Below are 17,273 nucleotides of genomic sequence, written 5' to 3' on the forward strand. Positions count from 1 at the left end.
CCTCTCACCCCGGCACTTGGGTGCCGGTGGCGGATGCTACCCTTTTTCTTGTCACAGACAGGTAAAGCAACTTGATCCGTAGGCGCAACACTCTCTTTCCGGCGGCGGAAAAAAACAACATTCCTCGCGCTCCCGCCGCCGATTTCAGAATGAAATTTCCGCAAGCCCCGATTCGGCAAAATTCCGTTCAGTTCTTTGTCAACAGCTGTTCACATATTCAGCCGATGACCCCGCGGGGGTCGGTGAAGGGCTGCCCCAGGGCGTCGGCGACCGCCGCGTAGGTCAAATGCCCGGCATGGACGTTCAGTCCCTCCAGCAGATGCGGATCCTCGGCCAGCGCGCGCTTCCACCCCTTGCCGGCCAGCGCCTGGACGAAGGGCAGGGTGGCATGGTTCAGCGCCTCGGTGCTGGTGCGGGCGACGGCGCCCGGCATGTTGGCGACGCAGTAATGGACCACCCCGTCCACCACATAGGTCGGGTCGGAATGGGTGGTGGCGCGGCTGGTCTCGAAACAGCCGCCCTGGTCGATGGCGACGTCCACCAGAACCGATCCGCGGCGCATGCCGGCCAACTGGTCGCGGCGCACCAGCTTCGGCGCCGCCGCACCCGGCACCAGCACGGCGCCGATCACCAGATCGCTGTCGGCGACCAGCCGGTCGAGCGTGTCGGCCGAGGCGTAGACGGTCTTTAGCCGCGGCCCGAACAGGTCGTCGAGCTGGGCCAGCCGGGGCATGGAGCGGTCGGCGATGGTCACGTCGGCGCCCAACCCCATCGCCATGCGGGCGGCGTTGGCGCCGACCACGCCGCCGCCGATGACCAGCACCTTGCCGGGCAGCACGCCGGGCACGCCGCCCAGCAGGATGCCGGAGCCGCCGTTGCTCTTCTGCAAGGCGACGGCGCCGACCTGGATCGCCATGCGGCCGGCGATCTCCGACATCGGCGCCAGCAGCGGCAGCCGGCCGGCGCGGTCGGTGACCGTCTCGTAGGCGATGGCGGTGCAGCCGCTCTCCATCAGCAGCCGGGCCTGTTCGGGGTCGGGGGCGAGGTGCAGATAGGTGAACAGCACCTGATCCGGCCGCAGCCTGCGACATTCCGCCGGCTGCGGTTCCTTCACCTTCACGATAAGGTCGGCCTTCGCGAACACCTCCTCGGCGGTGTCGGCGATCTCGGCGCCCGCCGCGCGGTAGGCCTCGTCGGAAAAGCCGATCTCGGCGCCGGCGCCGCTCTGCACCAGCAGGGCATGGCCGTCAGCCGCCAGTTCGCGGACCGAGGCGGGCGTCAGGCCGACCCGGTACTCGTGGTTCTTGATCTCCTTGGGAACGCCGATGCGCGTGACCATGCGGGACTCGACCATACGAGATCTCCTCGATCCGATCCTTCGCCCAAGCGATACGGCCGAAATCCCCGGGTATCGGGTGAAACCATCGGTTGGGCTGATTGTCTTATAAAAGTCACTATAAGGCTGTCGAACGGGGTGAATCTCTGCAAAGCCTTGCATGAATCCCCCATAGTGTGGTGGAGCTTTCGCAGAATCCTCCACGTCTTCGAACAAAGTTGCATGCACGCCCTGGATGCCCTGGACCACAAGATCCTGCGCCTTCTCCGCAAGGACGGCCGGATGAGCAACGCCAAGCTGGCGGCGGAGGTCGGGCTGTCGCCGTCGGCCTGCCTGCGCCGCCTGCACATGCTGGAGCATTCCGGCGTGATCCGCGGCTATACCGCCATCATCGAGACGGCGGACGAGGAGCGGTCGGTCACCGTCATCGTCCAGATCACGCTGGAACGCCAGACGGAAGAGTATCTGCGCCGCTTCGATGCCGCCGTCCGTCGCTGTCCGGAGGTGCGGGAATGCTATCTGCTGTCGGGCAGTTCGGATTACCTGCTGCGGGTGGTGGCGCAGGACCCGGCCGATTACGACCGCATCTACAAGGATTCGCTGTCGCGCCTGCCCGGTGTCCAGCGCATCCAGTCCAGCTTCGCCATCCGCAGCGTCGTGCGCCCCGGCAGCCTGCCGGCGCTGGAGGACTCCGCCGACTGATCCCCTGTGGTCAGCCGAACAGGTCCAGTTCCGGGTCGGGCGCGGTTTCCGGGTGGGTCAGGTCGGTGCAGCCGATGCCGATCAGGCGGAAGGCGCGGCCGTCCACCTCGCGCTCCAAGAGGGCGATGCCGGCGGCCAGGATCGCCTCGGCCGAGCGGGTCGGCTCCACCCGGCGGGAGCGGGTCAGCTGCTGGAAATCCCTGGTCTTCAGCTTCAGCACCACGCTGCGGCCCAGCAGCCCCTCGCGCTCCAGCCGGCGGGCGACCTTGTCGGCCAGCGGGCGCAGCTCCTGCGCCAGGGCAGGCAGGGTGGTGACGTCCCAGTCGAAGGTTTCCTCCGACGAGATGCTCTTGCTCGGCGACTCAGGGTGCACGCGGCGGGAATCCTCGCCGCGGGCATAGTTGAACAGCACCCGCCCCATGGCGCCGTAGCGCTTGACCAGCCAATGCTCGTCCTTGTCCTGCAGGTCGCCGACGCGGGTGATGCCGTCGGCGAACAGCTTGCGCTCCAGCGCCGGGCCGACGCCCCACAGGATGGTGACCCGCTTGGGCGCCAGGAAGCCCGCCGCCTCCGCCCGGCCGAGCGCCGAGAAGCCGCGCGGCTTGTCGAGGTCCGAGGCGATCTTCGCCAGCAGCTTGTTGTAGCTGAGCCCGATGGAGGCGGTGATGCGCAGCTCGCTCTCGAAGCGGCGGACGATCTCCACCAGCGCCTGGGCCGGGCTGATGCTGAGCCGCTCCTCGACGCCGGTCAGGTCGAGATAGGCTTCGTCGATGCTGATCGGCTCCACCAGGGGGGTGAAGGCCTCCATGATCGCGCGGGCCTGATGGCCGACCTCTTTGTATTTGGCGATGTTGGGACGGATGATGGTGGCGTCGGGGCAGCGGTCCAGCGCCTCCCGGATCGTCATGGCGGAGCGCACGCCCGACATCCGCGCGACATAGCAGCAGGCGGCCACCACCCCGCGATGGTCGTCGCCGCCGACGATCACCGGCCGGCTGGCCAGCTCCGGCCGGTCGCGCTTCTCCACGGTGGCGTAGAAGCTGTCGCAGTCGATGTGGCCGATGGACAGGCTGTGCAGCTCCGCATGGCGGAACAGCCGCCGGCTGCCGCATTTCGGGCAGCGCGTTACGTCACCCGGCAGGGCGGCGGCGCAATCGCGGCAGACGCAGTGCGGGGGCGCGGTCATGATTGCGGCAGCTTAGCAAATAGGCCTGCGAACCGCCAGCTTATGCGTACAAAGGAAGAACGGGGGTGGATGGGACAGTCAGCGCGACGACGACTTCGCCCGGTCGCCGGCGGCGATGCGGGACGCGATGGCCTGCAACCCGCCCAGCAACAGCTTTGCCATCGCCCAATGATAGAGCACCGAGCCGGCGAGGACCGCCGGCAGGGCGCTCCACCCGCCGATCCAGCCGGCGAGCAGGGCCACCAGGAGGGAGGCGGCGGCGGAGACGACCAGCGCCACCAGGACGGTCAACCCGTTGGCCCCGTTGATCCGGCCGAGGATCGCCGCCCGCTCCATCGCCGCGGCGCCGAGCAGGACGATCAGCGACAGGGCCAGCGAAAGGCTCAGCAGAAGGGCCATGGACGCACCGCAGGGTCGGTCACGGGAAAGGGGCGCGTCCTCACCGCAGCACATCCCCGCCCACCGCCAGACGGCCGGCGACCACGGCGGCCTGGGTGCGGCTGACCACGTTCAGCTTGCGCAGGATGCTGGAGACGTGGACCTTCACCGTCTGCTCCGACACGTTCAGCTCGCCGGCGATCTGCTTGTTCAGCTTGCCGTCGACGATCATCGTCAGGATGCGCAGCTGCTGCGGCGACAGGGAGGCGAAGCGGCGGGCGGCATCCGCCTCGTCGGCTTCGGACGAGGTGGCGGACAGCGGCGGCGCCCAGGTCTCGCCGGACAGGATGGCGCGGATGGCGTCGGCCATCGCCGGCATCGACAGCGACTTGGGGATGTAGCCCGACGCGCCATAGGCCAAAGCCCGGCGGATGGTGTCGGAGTCCTGAAGCGCCGACAGGATGGCGACCGGCACGGTCGGGTGATGGGCCAGCATCATGAACAGGCCGGCGAAGCCGTGGGTGCCGGGCATGTTGAGGTCGAGAAGCACGAGGTCGATGTCGTCCGGCCGCCGCCCCACCGTCGCCATCACCGAGTCGAGGTCCGGGCATTCGATCACCCGCACCTCCGGCATCGCCTTGCCCAGTGCGTCGCGCAGCGCCGCCTGGACCAGCGGATGGTCGTCGCCGATGACGATGGTCGTTCCGTCTTCGCCCGCTATGTTGTCCTCGCCCATGGCTTGCGCACTCCCCATTCGCGGCCGCCCGGCTTTTGTCCGGTTCCGGCCCTACCGTTCGGCCACCGCGGAGCTTTGCAGCGCCGCCCCGTTCAGGAAGCGGCGCAGCGACGCCGGCTTCACCGGCTTGTAGAGCACGCCGCAGCCGCAACGCTCCGCCTCGGCCCGCACCGCTTCGGACCGGTCGGCGGTCAGCAGCAGCCCCTTGACCGGACGGCCCCACAATTCCCGCAACCGCTCCAGAACCGCAAGCCCCGTCTGCCCGCTGCCGACGTGATAATCCACGCAGACCACATCGGGAAGCACGCCGTCGAAGGGGGCGAGCGCCGCCAGCGCGCCGGACACGTCCGATGCCGTCGCCACCCGGCAGCCCCATTGGCCGAGCAGGGCGCGCAGGCCGGCCAGGATCGGCTCCTCATTGTCGATGCACAGCACCAGCAGCCCGGCCGACAGGGCGGTGGGAACGGTGACGGGGCGGTCCACCGGCGCGGCGCGCGCCCGCTCCATCGGCACCTCCACCGCAAAGCCGGTGCCGCGCCCCACGGTGGAGCGCATGCTGACGGGATGGCCGAGCAGCCGGGCGATGCGGTCGACGATGGCGAGGCCGAGGCCCAGCCCCTTGTCAGTCGGGTCGCCGTTGCCGTCCTCGCCGCCCAGCCGGCGGAACTCCTCGAACACTTCGTGGTGCCTGGATTCGGGAATGCCGGGGCCGGTGTCCCACACCTCGATGCGCAGGCGGTCGCCCAGCACCGGATCGCGGCGGCGCCGGCAGCCCAGCAGCACCCGGCCCTTGGGCGTGTAGCGGATGGCGTTGGACAGGAAATTCTGCAGCACCCGGCGCAACAGCTGCGGGTCAGACCGCACCGCGGCGCGGCAGCCGACCACCTTCAGCGTCAGGCCGCGTTCCTGCGCCAGGGCGGAGAACTCCACCCCCAGCCCGCCCAGCAGCTCGTCGATGGCGAAGCTGCGCAGCTGCACCCGGACATTGCCGGCATCCAGCGAGGAGATGTCGAGCAGCCCGCCCAGCAGCATCTCTGTAGAGCGCAGGGCGGCGGCGGCATTGTCGATCATGCCGCATTCGGACAGCCGCTGCGCCACCGTCGGCAGGGGGACGCGGATGCTTTCCTCCAGCGCCGAGACGAACAGGCGGGCGGCGTTCAGCGGCTGCAGCAGGTCGTGGCTGGCGGCGGCGAGGAAGCGCGTCTTGCTGGCGTTGGCCGCCTCGGCCTCCGCCTTCGCCTGCTGCAGGGCGTCGGTGCGCTCCTGCACCCGGTGCTCCAGGCTTTCGTTGGCTTCGCGCAGGGCCTCGGCGGCGCGGTAGCGCTCGGTCACGTCGGTGTAGGTGGAGACGTAGCCCCCCTCCGGCAGGGGGTTGGCGACGATCTCCAACACCGTGCCGTCGGGGCGGCGGCGCTCGTAGCGGTAGGGCCATTCCTGGGTCGCGGTGTCGCGGTTGGTCAGCAGCGCCTTCATGTCGTGGGCGCTGTATTCGCCGCGCCGCTCGTTGAAGCGGATCAGGTCGGCGAAGGGCACGCCTACCCTCACCATGTCGGCCGGCAGGTCGAGCAGCTCCAGGTAACGGTGGTTCCAGGCGGCGATGCGGTGGTCGGCGTCGATCACGCAGATGCCCTGGCCGATGTTCTCCAACGTCGCCTGCAGCAGCTTGCGGTTGAAGCGCAGTGCCTCCGACGCCTCGTCCAGCATTGCCATGGCGTCGCCGCGCGACAGCGAGCGGCCCTGGAGCGAGGCCGCCATCACCACCCGCGCCGACGCCGCACCGATGGCGCCGGCGATCAGCGTCTCGGTGAAGCGGACGGCGTCGAGGTCGGCCGGGCCGGCCTCGCCCTTGTGGCCGGCGGCATAAGCGTCGAAGGCGGCGTTGCCGCGCTCCGCCCCGACGAAGCGGATGGCGAGCGCCCGCAGGTCGGCCAGCTTGGCGAGCGCCTGGGGAGTGTCGTCGTCGTCCTGGTCGGCGGTGGCGGTGGTGTAGAAGACCGCCTGCGTGCGCTCCACCGCGCTGGGGCGGGCGAGCAGGGATCCGGCGATGAAGGCGATCAGGTTGGCCAGCAGGCTCCACAGGCTGGCGTGGGAGATGGGGTCCAGCCCCTCGATCCCGAACAGCGCCTGCGGGCGCAGCCAGCCGATGCCCCAGGGGCCGACGTCGAACAGGGCGTCGGGCACCGGGACGATGCGGGCCATCGACGGCACCAGCAGGGTGTAGACCCACAGCAGGAAGCCGGCGCCCAGCCCCGCCAGCGCCCCCACCCGGTTGGCCCGCGGCCAGTAGAGCCCGCCGAAGAAGGCCGGCCCGAACTGCGCCACCGCGACGAAGGACAGGAGGCCGATGACGGTCAGCGGGTAATCGCGGTCGACCAGCCGGTGCATCACATAGGCCAGCAGCAGGATGCCCAGCACCGACAGCCGCCGCACCAGCAGCAGCGTGCCGACCATGTCGCGCCGGCCGACGCGGGCGGCGAAGCGGGGGCGGCTGAGCAGCAGCGGCATCACCACGTCGTTGCACAGCATGGTGCTGAGCGACACCGCGGCGACGATGACCATGCCGGTCGCCGCCGACAGGCCGCCGATGAAGGACAGCAGGCTGAAGCCGCTCGCCCCCGCCGCGATCGGCAGGGTTATCATGAAGGTGTCGGGGTTGATGTCGTCGCCGAAGGTGACGAGGCCGGCCACCGCGATGGGGATCATCAGTGCGCTGAGCGCCACCAGATAGGTCGGGTACATCCAGGCGGCGGCGCGCAGATGGCGGGGGTTGTCGTTCTCCACCGTCATCACATGGTACATCTGCGGCAGGCAGAGGAAGGCGATGATCGAGATCGCCGTGTTCGACCACCATGTCGGGTCGGAAAAGCTGGGCGACAGCAGCGGCTCCGCCTGTGGCCGGGCGATCAGGTCGGTGTAGCCGTCGAACATGCCCCAGACGATGAAGGCCGCCACCGCAAGGAAGACGGTCAGCTTCACCAGGCTTTCGAAGGCGATGGCCAGCATCAGGCCGCGGTGATGCTCGCTGGCGTTGATGTGGCGGACGCCGAACAGGATGGTGAACACCGCCATCGACAGCGCCACCGCGAAGGCGGTGTCGCCCCAGATCGGCGGCGGCAGGGCCGCCGGGGCGGCCAGCGAGGGCGCGGTCAGCACGTCGAAGCTGGCGGCGACCGCCTTCAGCTGGAGCGCGATGTAGGGAAGCACGCCGACCAGCGCCGTCAGCGTCACCAGCGCCGCCACCGCCTGGCTCTTGCCATAGCGGGCGCCGATGAAGTCGGCGATGGAGGTGACGTTCTGCGCCTTGGTGATGGCGATGATCTTGGTCAGCACCGGCCTTGCCGCCAGCAGCAGGAACATCGGCGCCAGATAGATCGGCAGGAAATCGAAGCCGCTGGCCGACGCCCGGCCGACCGATCCGTAGAAGCTCCAGCTGGTGTTGTAGATGCACAGCGTCAGCGCATAGAGGATGCCGGCCGCGCGCGGGGAGGACAGCACCAGCGTTCCACCCGCGGTGCGCCGGTCGCCCCACCAGGCGATGGCGAACAGCACCCCCAGATAGGCCGCCGACACGGCCAGGACCAGCCAACTCTGCACGACCGACGGACCTCTCGGGAGGGAAGGGAATGGGCGCGGGACAGGGGACGGAAAAGCCGGCCGACCCTATCCCAACCGGCCCGCCGGCAACAATGTCCGACCGTTCGCGGCTGGAACAATCGGAGGTCTCCGTCGGTTTACTGCGACGCCGTCGCTGGGAAAGCGTCGCGAAAAGCCCAATCTGTGGCAAGATGGATCATCGTGACGGAGCCCGGCCCCTGGTGCCGGACCCGGTGCGTGGCCTGAAACGGAAGACGGACACCCAACAGAATGCTGATAGACGCCTATTTGGGGTTCCGGGTCGGGGACGTGGTCCTGGATCGTGCGGAGCTTGCCGCCGGTACCGCCACCATCAAGGAGATCCACGTCGTCCCGTGCGACTGGGCGCATGGCCTCACCGGCATCGCCGTCATGGAGAATGGCGCCGAGCGCTTCATCGTCCAGCTGAAGAAGGTGCGCCCGACCGAAGAGGTCGAAACCGAAAGCAACGTCCGCCCCCTGCGCCATCGCGCGCGCTGAGCGGAACCATCATGCGCTGAAAACGGCGCCGACAACGGCAAGGCCCGCCGCCCCGGATCGGAGCGGCGGGCCTTCGTCTTTGCGGCGATGACTGCACCGGCCGGTGAGTCGGGGCAGCGTCAGTGGCGAAGCTGGACGCGTCCGCCATTCATGCGCGCGTCGTCGACGCGGGCGATGGCGGGCAGGCCGCGCAGGAAGGCGGCGCCGGTGTCGGTCGCCTCGAACAGGACATGGCCCTGGCGGTCCTGGCCGCGGAAACGGGCCTCGGTCGCCATGCCGGCATTGCGGACGGCGGCCGACAGCTCGGACACGGCCTTCCAGATGCGGGCACGGTGTTCGGCGGCGCTGGAACAGCCGGAGGAATCCGCGACGGCCAGCGTTACGGTAAAGGAATGAAGCTCGATCGCCATGGTGGCACCACGGAACATGAATTTCGGGAATGAAGTACCCGGATCGTTCCGGCCATCGGCCGGATACGGCGCCGGCCCTTGGGATCGAGAAACTCAGTCGTAACGGGGAAGCTTCGACAGGACGATGTCGCTGATGAGGCCGCGGAGCTGGCTGACCGGGAGCTGTTCGACCGGTATGCGGACGGCGCGGGCGTAGGTCTCGCAAACGTGCCAGACATGGTCGGGTTCGACCAGGATGTGCCGGGCGAGATCTTGGTCGTCGGCGTTCGCCCGACCGGGCAACGCCTTTTCACAGGCCAGAGCGGTTTGCACCATGTCGCTGGCCAGACTGTGCAGATTCATGGATGGCACCTTCCCATGTTCGGGAATTGGTTGGGAACACGAACAGATTAAACCTTCGGACCGGTTCCCACAACGGTGCCTATGACGTTCGGCTGTGACAATTGGACGTTCGTGCCACAGCGGGCGCATCGGCAAAGCTGACGGCGGCCGGTCTACCTGCATCAACATAGGTCGGGGCGGTTTATTCCGCCTGTGACCGTTTCGCGGGTCAGACGCGGCAGATTCCGGCGAACTCCTGCTGCAATCCCCTCTTGCGCCGGCAGCGCTTTTGCCCATGGGGTGCTGCCGGCCGCTCCCGGTCCCGCGGAAGCGCAGGGGTCGGGAGCGGCCGCGCCCGGCCGTCAGACGTCCAGCACGGTCCGGCTGTTCTTCGCCACCAGCGCCTGGAAATAGGGCTGCAGCTTGGCGTCGTCGAAGCCGAATGCCTGTTGGAAGCGGATGATCAGGTCGCGTTCGCCCTGCTCCGCCTCGCCGTCGGCCATGGCGCTGTCGATCATGTTCAGCAGGATGCACAGGCGCTGCTGCTCGTTGAGCTTCGGGGCGACCTCGCCCAGGAACGCATCGGGCGGAGTGCTGCGTGCGAATTTGAAGCAGCGGTCCAGTTCCTCCCGCGTGGCGTTCCGGCCGAGGACGGAGAGCAGATGGCCCACCTCCTCCGGATCGATCTCGCCGTCCGATCCCATGCAGTAGATCAGCGACACGACCAGCGCACGGCGCGGGTTCAGCTCCAGCGGAGCGTTGCCCTTGAACATATCGAACAGACCCATGTTCTTACCTCCCCAATGGTCCAGACGCCCGCGCATTTGGGCCCGTGGGGTACTCCGTGCAAGATGGGGGTGGCGCCGTTTTTTCCCCGCGGCCGGCTCCACTGGCCGCAACGCTCGCCATCGGGGCAAACCCTGAGGCGGGCCGCCGTCGAATACCGCGCCGGGCTTGCGGGTTTCATGATAATTTGCGCCTGAAGCATCGGTTCGGCCGCATCGATCGATCCGGATCGCGTGGCGGCGGTAAGGGGGAATTCCGGGAGGATTTGTGGGACGCTTCGTCCGGGGCGCTCTGGTGGTGGTGGTGGTCCTGGCCGCATTGGCCGGCAACGCGGCGCACAGGATCTATTACGATTACCAGGACACGCAGCAGCGCCGCTTCGCCATGGTCCGCGACATGGCCCGGCTGGTGGATGACCATGTCCACCGGACGGTGCGCACTGCCGACATCGCGCTCGACCAGACCGCGGCGATGGTGGCGGAGGCCGGCGGGCCGCAGAAGGTGCGCGACCTGAAGCACTGGACCCGCCTGCGCGAATACGCTGCCCATATCGATGGCGCCGACGCGATCTGGATCTATGACGCCGACGGGCGGGCCGTCCTGGAGTCGGCCAGCTTCCCCAACCGCATCGCCGGCTTTTCCGATCCGGCGGGGCTGGAGGCCCTGCGGAGCGGAGCGCGCCTGCACATCGGCGCCGGGCAGCCCGGCCGCACCGGCAGCCAGCCGCTGGTCTTCCCGGTGTCCCGCCCGCTGCATGACGACGAGGGGCGCTTCGTCGGCGTGGCATCGGCGTCGATCCGGGTCGATACGCTGACCGATTTCTACAACATGCTGGGCTTCGAGTTCGATCCGCTGATCGGCGTCTACCGCCCGAACGGAGAGGTGGTCGCCCGCCGCCCGGCGACCGAGGCGTCGATGGGCCGGTCCATCGCCGGCGGGCTGCTGTTCCAGACCAAGCTGCGGGAGGCGCCGGAGGGGCAGTACCTGTCGCCGTCGGTGCTGGACGGCGTACTGCGCATCGCCGCCTACCGCACGATGCGCGACTATGGGCTGGTGGTGGTGACCGGCATCGACCGCGAGGAGGCGATGGCCGCCTGGCGTACCCGCACCCTGTACACGGTGGCGGAGACCGCCGTCGGGCTGCTGGCGATCCTGGCGATGCTGGCCTGGGGCCTGCGTTACCTGGACCGCGAGCGCAAGGCGCAGGTCGCATTGGCCGAGGCGCGCAGCGCGGTGGAGCGCACCAGCGCCGAACGCGACGAGAGCGCGAGGCTGGCGGCGGCGCTCGACCATGCCCGTGATATGGCGGAGACCGCGCGGCAGGCCGCCGAGGCCGCCAACCGCGCCAAGGGCGAGTTCCTGGCCGGGCTGAGCCACGAGCTGCGCACCCCGCTGAACGCGGTGATCGGTTTCGCCGACCTGATCGCCCGCGAGGCCGAAGGGCCGGTCGGCACGCCGGCCTACCGGCAATACGCCGCCAACGTCCGCGATTCCGGCCAGCATGTGCTGGAGCTTATCAACGAGATCCTCGACCATGCGCGGGCGGAGGCCGGGGCGCTCCGCATCGAGGAGGGGCGCTGCGACCTGGAGGCGGCGGCCGATTTCGCCGTCCGCATGCTGGCCCCGCGGGCCGAGCGCGCCGGCGTGCTGCTGTCGGCGGCGGTGGTGCCGGCTGCGCGGCACCTGCGCGGCGACGAGCGCCGCATCCGCCAGATCCTGCTGAACCTGATCGCCAACGGGGTGAAATACACGCCGTCGGGCGGATCGGTGACCCTGTCGGCCATGGTGGAGGATGGCGTTCCGGTGATCCGCGTCACCGACACCGGCCTCGGCATCCCCGCCGATGATCTCGACCGCGTGCTGGAGCCTTTCGCCCGCGTGGACAGCGCCGCCAACCGCGGCATCGAGGGCGCCGGGCTGGGGCTGCCGCTGACCAAGCGGCTGGTGGAGCTGCATGGCGGCACCCTGGCGCTGCGCAGCACGCTGGGCGTCGGAACCACGGTGACGGTGCGCCTGCCCGCCGCCCGCCTGCTGCCGCCGGAAACCCGGCAGCCGTCCCAGCCGGCGCCGGCACCCGCCGCGATCCCTGCCGCGATCCCTGCCGCGTCTGCCCCGGCCCTGGCCCCGTCTCCTGCCCCGGCGGTGCAGCCTCTGTCGATCCTGCTGGTGGACGACGATCCGACCGTGCGCGACATGGTGGCCGGGCTGCTGCGCGGCTGGGGCCACCGGGTGATCGCGGCGGCCAACGCCAACGAGGCACTGGTGATCCTGGATGGGCCGGAGCCGCTGGACCTGATGCTGAGCGACGTGGTCATGCCGCCGGGCATGGACGGCACGGAGCTGGCGCGGCAGGCCGCCCGCATGCGCCCCGGCCTGCCGGTGCTGCTGGCCTCCGGCTTCGCCGCCCATGCCGTCGGCAACCCCGCCGCCTTCGGACCGGAGGTGGCGATGATCGCCAAGCCCTTCTCCATCGAGGAACTGCGCCGGCAGCTGGCCCGCATCGCCGGCACGCGCGGGACGGCGGGGCCGGCGCAGGCCCAGACTGCTTCCCAGGCATCTCCCCAGACTGCTTCCGTGTCTTCCGTACCGGCGCCCGCGGCACCCGCCCGGCCGGGCCGCCGCGCCTGCTGATCGCCGAGGACCTGTCGATCAACCGCGAACTGCTGGCCGCCCTGTTCCGCGACAGCGGCTATGGGATCGATCTGGTGGCCGACGGCGCAGCGGCGGTGGAGGCGGTGCGGGCCGGCGGCTACGACCTCGTGCTGATGGACGTGCAGATGCCGGGCATGGACGGGCTGGAGGCCAGCCGCGCCATCCGCGCCATGCCGCCGCCCCACGGCGACCTGCCGATCCTGGCGCTGACCGCCGGCTCCTCCGAAGAGGAACGGCGCCAGTGCCGCGAGGCCGGCATGAACGGGCACATCGGCAAGCCCTATGACCGCGAGGTCCTGCTGCGTCAGGTCGCCCGTACGCTCGCGTCCCGGCGCAGCCGGACCGGGGTTGCGTGACCGCCGGTGCGGTCATTCGACATGCCGGATAGGTAGCAGCCCTTGATCGCCGGCCCCTCAGGGCTGTTCGAAGACCTGCGGGAAATGGGCGAGGCGGCGGCCGAACAGGCTTTGCGGCTTGGTCTCCGCCGACGCGGACGCCTGAACCTGAGGCATCGCGGCAGGCATCATCGCGGGCATCGCCGGGGTGGCGGGCAGGGCGCGCGCGGAGGTCGGGCGCGACCGGCGTTCGGATTTGTCGGGCGGGGCGTAGAAGTGAAGGGTCAGCTGGCCGTCGGCTTCCGCCGCATAGGGCAAGCCGGGGGCCGTCCGGCGTTCGGTGCCGGGAAGCACATACTGCTCGCCTTGGTCGGTGCGTTCGATATGCGGCATGACCGGTATCCTGTCTCCACCGCACCGATCCTGCCGTTCCGGCCCTTCCGGGTCAAGGCCGCGCTGCTGCACGAAGGGTTTATCCGTTCGCGTCGTGTTCCCGCCCCCGATTTCCCCGACTTCCGGATGGGGCCGGGCGGGCCGGCCGCCCCCTTATGGCGTCAGCAGGCCGGAAACCAGCAGGTAGGACAGGGCGGCGACGATGCCGGAGGCGGGAATCGTCAGCACCCAGGCCCAGACGATTCGGCCGGCCAAGCTCCAGCGGACCGCCGAGGTGCGGCGGGCGGAGCCGACGCCGACGATGGCGCCGGTGATGGTGTGGGTGGTCGACACCGGAATGCCCAGCCACGTCGCGCCGAACAGGGTGATGGCGCCCGCGGTCTCGGCGCAGAAGCCCTGGTAGGGCCTCAGGTCGGTGATGCGCGAGCCCATGGTGCGGACGATGCGCCAGCCGCCCATCATGGTGCCCAGCCCCATCGCCGCCTGACAGGTGATGATGACCCAGAAGGGCACGTAGAAGGTGTCGCCCAGCATGCCCTGGCTGAACAGCAGGACGGCGATGATGCCCATCGTCTTCTGCGCGTCGTTGCCGCCGTGGCCCAGGCTGTAGAGTGCGGCCGAGACCAGCTGGAGATGGCGGAACTGCCGGTCGACGGTGAAGGGGACGGCCCGGCGCAGCGCCCAGGACACGACCAGCATCAGCAGCAGCGCCAGCAGCAGGCCGATGCCCGGCGACAGCACGATGGCGACCGCCGTCTTGGTGAAGCCGCTGGCGATGATGGCGCCGAAGCCCGCCTTGGCGATGCCGGCCCCGGCGATGCCGCCGACCAGCGCGTGCGAGGAGGAGGACGGCAGCCCGAGATACCAGGTGATGAGGTTCCAGCCGATGGCGCCGATCAGCGCCGCCAGGATCACCGCCGGGTCCATCACCAGCGGGTCGACCAGACCGGTGCCGATGGTGGTGGCGACATGCAGGCCGAAGAACAGGAAGGCGATGAAGTTGAAGAAGGCCGCCCACAGGACGGCGAGCTTCGGCGCCAGCACGCGGGTCGACACCACCGTGGCGATGGAGTTCGCCGCGTCGTGCAGGCCGTTGATGAAGTCGAAGGCGAGCGCCACGAAGACGATGACGATGATCGCCGGCAGACCGAGTTGGAGGGCCTCCATCGCCGCGGCCTCAGACCTGGTCGAGCGTGATGCCCGCGACCAGGTCGCCGACGTCGTCGCAGCGGTCGGTCACCGCCTCCAGCATCTCGTACAGCTCGCGCCGGCCGAGGAAGGCGATCATGTCCGGCTTCTCGGCGATCAGCGACTGCAGGGCGCTGCGCAGCACGTCGTCGGCCTCGTCCTCCAGGTCGGACATGCGGCCGCAGAGATGGTCGATCCGCTCCGCGTTGCGGGCGATGGCGCCCAGCAGCGGCATCAGTTCCAGCATCACGTCGGCCTGCTGGCGGATCAGGGCGACGAAGCGGCGCATCGGCTCGTCGAACGTCTCGATGCCGTAGAGGCCGGCATGGCGCGGCACCTCGTCCATCAGGTCGATGGCGTCGTCCAGCGCGTTGATCAGCGACAGGATGTCCGAGCGGTCGAAGGGGGTGATGAAGGCGCGGTGCAGGTCGCGCCCGGCATCCTTGGCGATGCGGTCGGCGTCCTTCTCCACCCGCTTCAGCGCCGCGATCTTCTGCGCCCGCTCCTCCGGCCCTGCGTCCATCACCGCTTCCAGCGCGGCGGCTGCGGCCACGATATGGCGGGCCTGCTCGACGAACTGTTCGACGAAGCGTTCCTCCTTCGGCATCAGCGAACGGAAAGCGCGCAGCAGCATGGGACGGTGACTCGCGGTGACTGAAGTGATTTGGCGCCGCTCTTAGCACGCTTCGCCGCGCGGTGCAGCGGCGCTGTGTCATGTAACAGTCATGAAACAGTCATTTGGTAGCAAAATCGCCACAGGTTGCGGCCAACGCGCATTTTCTCCGCACTGGACGAACGGCCCGGATTGTCGGCGTGGAGGCGGGCGGGGCCATGGAAAGGCGCAATGCGCCTCCCCAAATCTCCGGCAGGCCCCTTCAAGACCGCAGGTTTGCCCGCATGACGTGCCCATCCCCCTCCGCCGCCTCGCCGTGCCGGCCCTGGCGGCCCTGCTGCTCTCGACGGCGCCGCTGCAGGCGCAGACGGCCTCGCCGCAGGATCCCGCCGGCCGCTGCAGTCCGACCGTCTCGGCCGCGCTCACCACCTGGGACGCCGGTCTGGCGACGGCGGAGCGGTTCGGCGACCGGGCGGTGGCGTTGGCGCGGGAGAAGGGGCGGGAGTATCTGCTGCCGCTGCTGGGCATCGATCCGAAGACGGCGCCGCCCGACGCCAAGAATGGCGGGACGGCTGACGATGTCGGCCGCGCGCTGGAGGAAAGCCGCGACGATCCCAAGCGGCGCGCCGAACTCTGCGCCGCCATCACCCGCGCCGCCGACGAGGCCAAATCCTCTGCCGGCGCCGGGCTGGACGCGCTGAAACGCGCGCTCGACGGCTGGCAGCTGTCGCCGGGCCCGGTCAACCCGCCGGCCGAGCCGGCAAAGCCGGACGGGCTGATCCGCACATGAGGGGATGATTGGGAAGAGGCGGAAGCCTCTTCCCAAGTGACAACCCTTACAGCCAGTCGGGCACGCGCTCGGCCGCCAGCATCTCCTCCACCGTCGGGCGGGGGCGGATGACGGAGAAGCGGTCGCCGTTGACCAGAACCTCCGGCACCAGCGGCCGGGTGTTGTAGGTCGAGGCCATCACCGCGCCATAGGCGCCAGCCGACAGGAAGGCGACGAGGTCGTCGTCGGCCAGCGGCGGCAGCGGGCGCTGCACGGCGAAGGTGTCGCCGCTCTCGCAGACCGGGCCGACCACGTCGTAGGGCTCCGCCGCGACGCCGGCCGCCGGCTCGGCGACGGGAACGATGCCGTGATAGGCGTCGTAGAGCGACGGGCGGATCAGGTCGTTCATCGCCGCGTCGACGATGGCGAAGCGGCGGTGCAGACCCTGCTTCACATAGATGACGCGGCTGACCAGGATGCCGGCGTTGCCGACCAGCGACCGGCCCGGCTCCAGCGTGATGCGGCAGCCGAGGTTGCCGGTGATGGAGCGCACCATCGCGGCATAGTCGGCCAGATCGGGCGGCGCCTCGTTCTTGTAGGTGATGCCGAGCCCGCCGCCGAGGTCGAGGCGCTGGATGTCGTGCCCGTCCTCGCGCAGCTGGTGCAGCAGCGCCGCCACTCGCTCGTAAGCCGCCCGGAAGGGGGCGAGGTCGGTCAGCTGCGAGCCGATATGGACGGCGATGGCGACCGGCTTGATGCCCGGCAGGGCCGCGGCGCGGCGGTAGATCTCGCGCGCGTGGTCGTAGTCGATGCCGAACTTGTTCTCTTTCTTGCCGGTGGCGATCTTGGCGTGGGTCTTGGCGTCGACGTCCGGGTTGACGCGGAAGGCGATGGGAGCCTCCACGCCGAGGCTGGTCGCTACCTCGCTCAGCGCCTCAAGCTCCGGCACCGATTCCACGTTGATCTGGTGGATGCCGGCCTCAAGGGCCGCGCGCAGATCCCCGCGGGTCTTGCCGACGCCGGAGAAGACGATGCGCTCCGCCGGGATGCCGCCGGCCAGCGCGCGCTTCATCTCGCCCACCGACACCACGTCGCCGCCGGCGCCGAGCCGGGACAGGGTGCGGATGACCGCGAGGTTGGAATTCGCCTTCAGCGCATAGCAGACGCCGGCATCCTGGCCGGCGAAGGCGCCGGCATAGGCGTTGTAGTGCGATTCCAGCGCCGCGGTGGAATAGAGGTAGAAGGGGGTGCCCACCTCGCGCGCAACATCCTCCAGCGACACGGATTCGGCGTGCAGCACGCCGTTGCGGTAGGCGAAGACGCTCATGGGCGAGCCGTTAGGTGCACCGGTGCGG

General features: G+C 69.6%; 17 protein-coding genes. 5 read left to right on the forward strand and 12 right to left on the reverse strand.

Annotated features, from left to right (window positions below; genetic code table 11):
- Nucleotides 1-217 precede the first annotated feature (217 nt).
- Complete coding sequence (gene ald / locus AB8P05_RS27945) at nt 218-1,339, reverse strand: alanine dehydrogenase (protein WP_472761625.1); 1,122 nt, start codon at nt 1,337-1,339, stop codon at nt 218-220.
- Nucleotides 1,340-1,558: 219 nt separating this feature from the next.
- On the opposite strand from ald, the gene AB8P05_RS27950 reads away from it, so the two are divergent.
- The gene (locus AB8P05_RS27950) at nt 1,559-2,038 is read left to right on the forward strand and encodes an Lrp/AsnC family transcriptional regulator (RefSeq protein WP_472761331.1); all 480 of its coding nucleotides are present in this window, start codon (nt 1,559-1,561) and stop codon (nt 2,036-2,038) included.
- 10 nt (nt 2,039-2,048) lie between these two features.
- On the opposite strand, the gene AB8P05_RS27955 is transcribed toward AB8P05_RS27950, so the two are convergent.
- From AB8P05_RS27955 to AB8P05_RS27970, 4 genes are all read right to left on the reverse strand, one after another.
- The gene (locus AB8P05_RS27955; protein WP_455175655.1) at nt 2,049-3,224 is read right to left on the reverse strand and encodes a DNA polymerase IV; all 1,176 of its coding nucleotides are present in this window, start codon (nt 3,222-3,224) and stop codon (nt 2,049-2,051) included.
- A gap of 78 nt (nt 3,225-3,302) precedes the next feature.
- The gene (locus tag AB8P05_RS27960) at nt 3,303-3,623 is read right to left on the reverse strand and encodes a hypothetical protein (protein ID WP_472761332.1); all 321 of its coding nucleotides are present in this window, start codon (nt 3,621-3,623) and stop codon (nt 3,303-3,305) included.
- 40 nt (nt 3,624-3,663) lie between these two features.
- Complete coding sequence (locus AB8P05_RS27965; protein ID WP_472761333.1) at nt 3,664-4,338, reverse strand: LuxR C-terminal-related transcriptional regulator; 675 nt, start codon at nt 4,336-4,338, stop codon at nt 3,664-3,666.
- 51 nt (nt 4,339-4,389) lie between these two features.
- Nucleotides 4,390-7,932 (reverse strand): hybrid sensor histidine kinase/response regulator, encoded by a 3,543-nt coding sequence (locus AB8P05_RS27970; protein ID WP_472761334.1) that lies wholly within the window; start codon nt 7,930-7,932, stop codon nt 4,390-4,392.
- A gap of 270 nt (nt 7,933-8,202) precedes the next feature.
- On the opposite strand from AB8P05_RS27970, the gene AB8P05_RS27975 reads away from it, so the two are divergent.
- Nucleotides 8,203-8,451: a hypothetical protein gene (locus AB8P05_RS27975; RefSeq protein WP_111070105.1), complete on the forward strand. Its 249-nt coding sequence runs from the start codon at nt 8,203-8,205 to the stop codon at nt 8,449-8,451.
- Between the two features lie 119 nt (nt 8,452-8,570).
- On the opposite strand, the gene AB8P05_RS27980 is transcribed toward AB8P05_RS27975, so the two are convergent.
- The 3 genes from AB8P05_RS27980 to AB8P05_RS27990 all read right to left on the reverse strand — a co-directional run bounded on the left by AB8P05_RS27980 (nt 8,571) and on the right by AB8P05_RS27990 (nt 9,970).
- Nucleotides 8,571-8,861, reverse strand: coding sequence for a hypothetical protein (locus AB8P05_RS27980; RefSeq protein WP_472761335.1), 291 nt, complete (start codon nt 8,859-8,861; stop codon nt 8,571-8,573).
- Nucleotides 8,862-8,954: 93 nt separating this feature from the next.
- Nucleotides 8,955-9,203: a hypothetical protein gene (locus tag AB8P05_RS27985; RefSeq protein ID WP_455175659.1), complete on the reverse strand. Its 249-nt coding sequence runs from the start codon at nt 9,201-9,203 to the stop codon at nt 8,955-8,957.
- A gap of 341 nt (nt 9,204-9,544) precedes the next feature.
- Nucleotides 9,545-9,970 carry a tellurite resistance TerB family protein gene (locus AB8P05_RS27990; RefSeq protein ID WP_472761336.1) on the reverse strand — a complete coding sequence of 142 codons (426 nt, stop codon included), beginning with the start codon at nt 9,968-9,970 and terminating at the stop codon, nt 9,545-9,547.
- A 265-nt stretch (nt 9,971-10,235) separates the two neighbouring features.
- On the opposite strand from AB8P05_RS27990, the gene AB8P05_RS27995 reads away from it, so the two are divergent.
- Nucleotides 10,236-12,599, forward strand: a complete 2,364-nt coding sequence (locus tag AB8P05_RS27995) for a hybrid sensor histidine kinase/response regulator (RefSeq protein WP_472761337.1) — start codon at nt 10,236-10,238, stop codon at nt 12,597-12,599.
- A 41-nt stretch (nt 12,600-12,640) separates the two neighbouring features.
- Nucleotides 12,641-12,976: a response regulator gene (locus tag AB8P05_RS28000; protein WP_472761626.1), complete on the forward strand. Its 336-nt coding sequence runs from the start codon at nt 12,641-12,643 to the stop codon at nt 12,974-12,976.
- 57 nt (nt 12,977-13,033) lie between these two features.
- On the opposite strand, the gene AB8P05_RS28005 is transcribed toward AB8P05_RS28000, so the two are convergent.
- From AB8P05_RS28005 to AB8P05_RS28015, 3 genes are all read right to left on the reverse strand, one after another.
- Nucleotides 13,034-13,348: a hypothetical protein gene (locus AB8P05_RS28005; protein WP_455175662.1), complete on the reverse strand. Its 315-nt coding sequence runs from the start codon at nt 13,346-13,348 to the stop codon at nt 13,034-13,036.
- A 153-nt stretch (nt 13,349-13,501) separates the two neighbouring features.
- The gene (locus AB8P05_RS28010; RefSeq protein WP_472761338.1) at nt 13,502-14,515 is read right to left on the reverse strand and encodes an inorganic phosphate transporter; all 1,014 of its coding nucleotides are present in this window, start codon (nt 14,513-14,515) and stop codon (nt 13,502-13,504) included.
- A gap of 10 nt (nt 14,516-14,525) precedes the next feature.
- On the reverse strand, nt 14,526-15,170 hold the full coding sequence (locus tag AB8P05_RS28015) for a DUF47 domain-containing protein (protein ID WP_455175664.1): 645 nt from the start codon (nt 15,168-15,170) through the stop codon (nt 14,526-14,528).
- A gap of 268 nt (nt 15,171-15,438) precedes the next feature.
- On the opposite strand from AB8P05_RS28015, the gene AB8P05_RS28020 reads away from it, so the two are divergent.
- Nucleotides 15,439-15,939, forward strand: coding sequence for a hypothetical protein (locus tag AB8P05_RS28020; protein ID WP_472761339.1), 501 nt, complete (start codon nt 15,439-15,441; stop codon nt 15,937-15,939).
- Nucleotides 15,940-15,985: 46 nt separating this feature from the next.
- On the opposite strand, the gene lysA is transcribed toward AB8P05_RS28020, so the two are convergent.
- Nucleotides 15,986-17,245, reverse strand: coding sequence for a diaminopimelate decarboxylase (gene lysA / locus AB8P05_RS28025; RefSeq protein WP_472761627.1), 1,260 nt, complete (start codon nt 17,243-17,245; stop codon nt 15,986-15,988).
- Nucleotides 17,246-17,273 lie beyond the last annotated feature (28 nt).

Source organism: Azospirillum sp. VT-I1 (assembly GCF_055698305.1).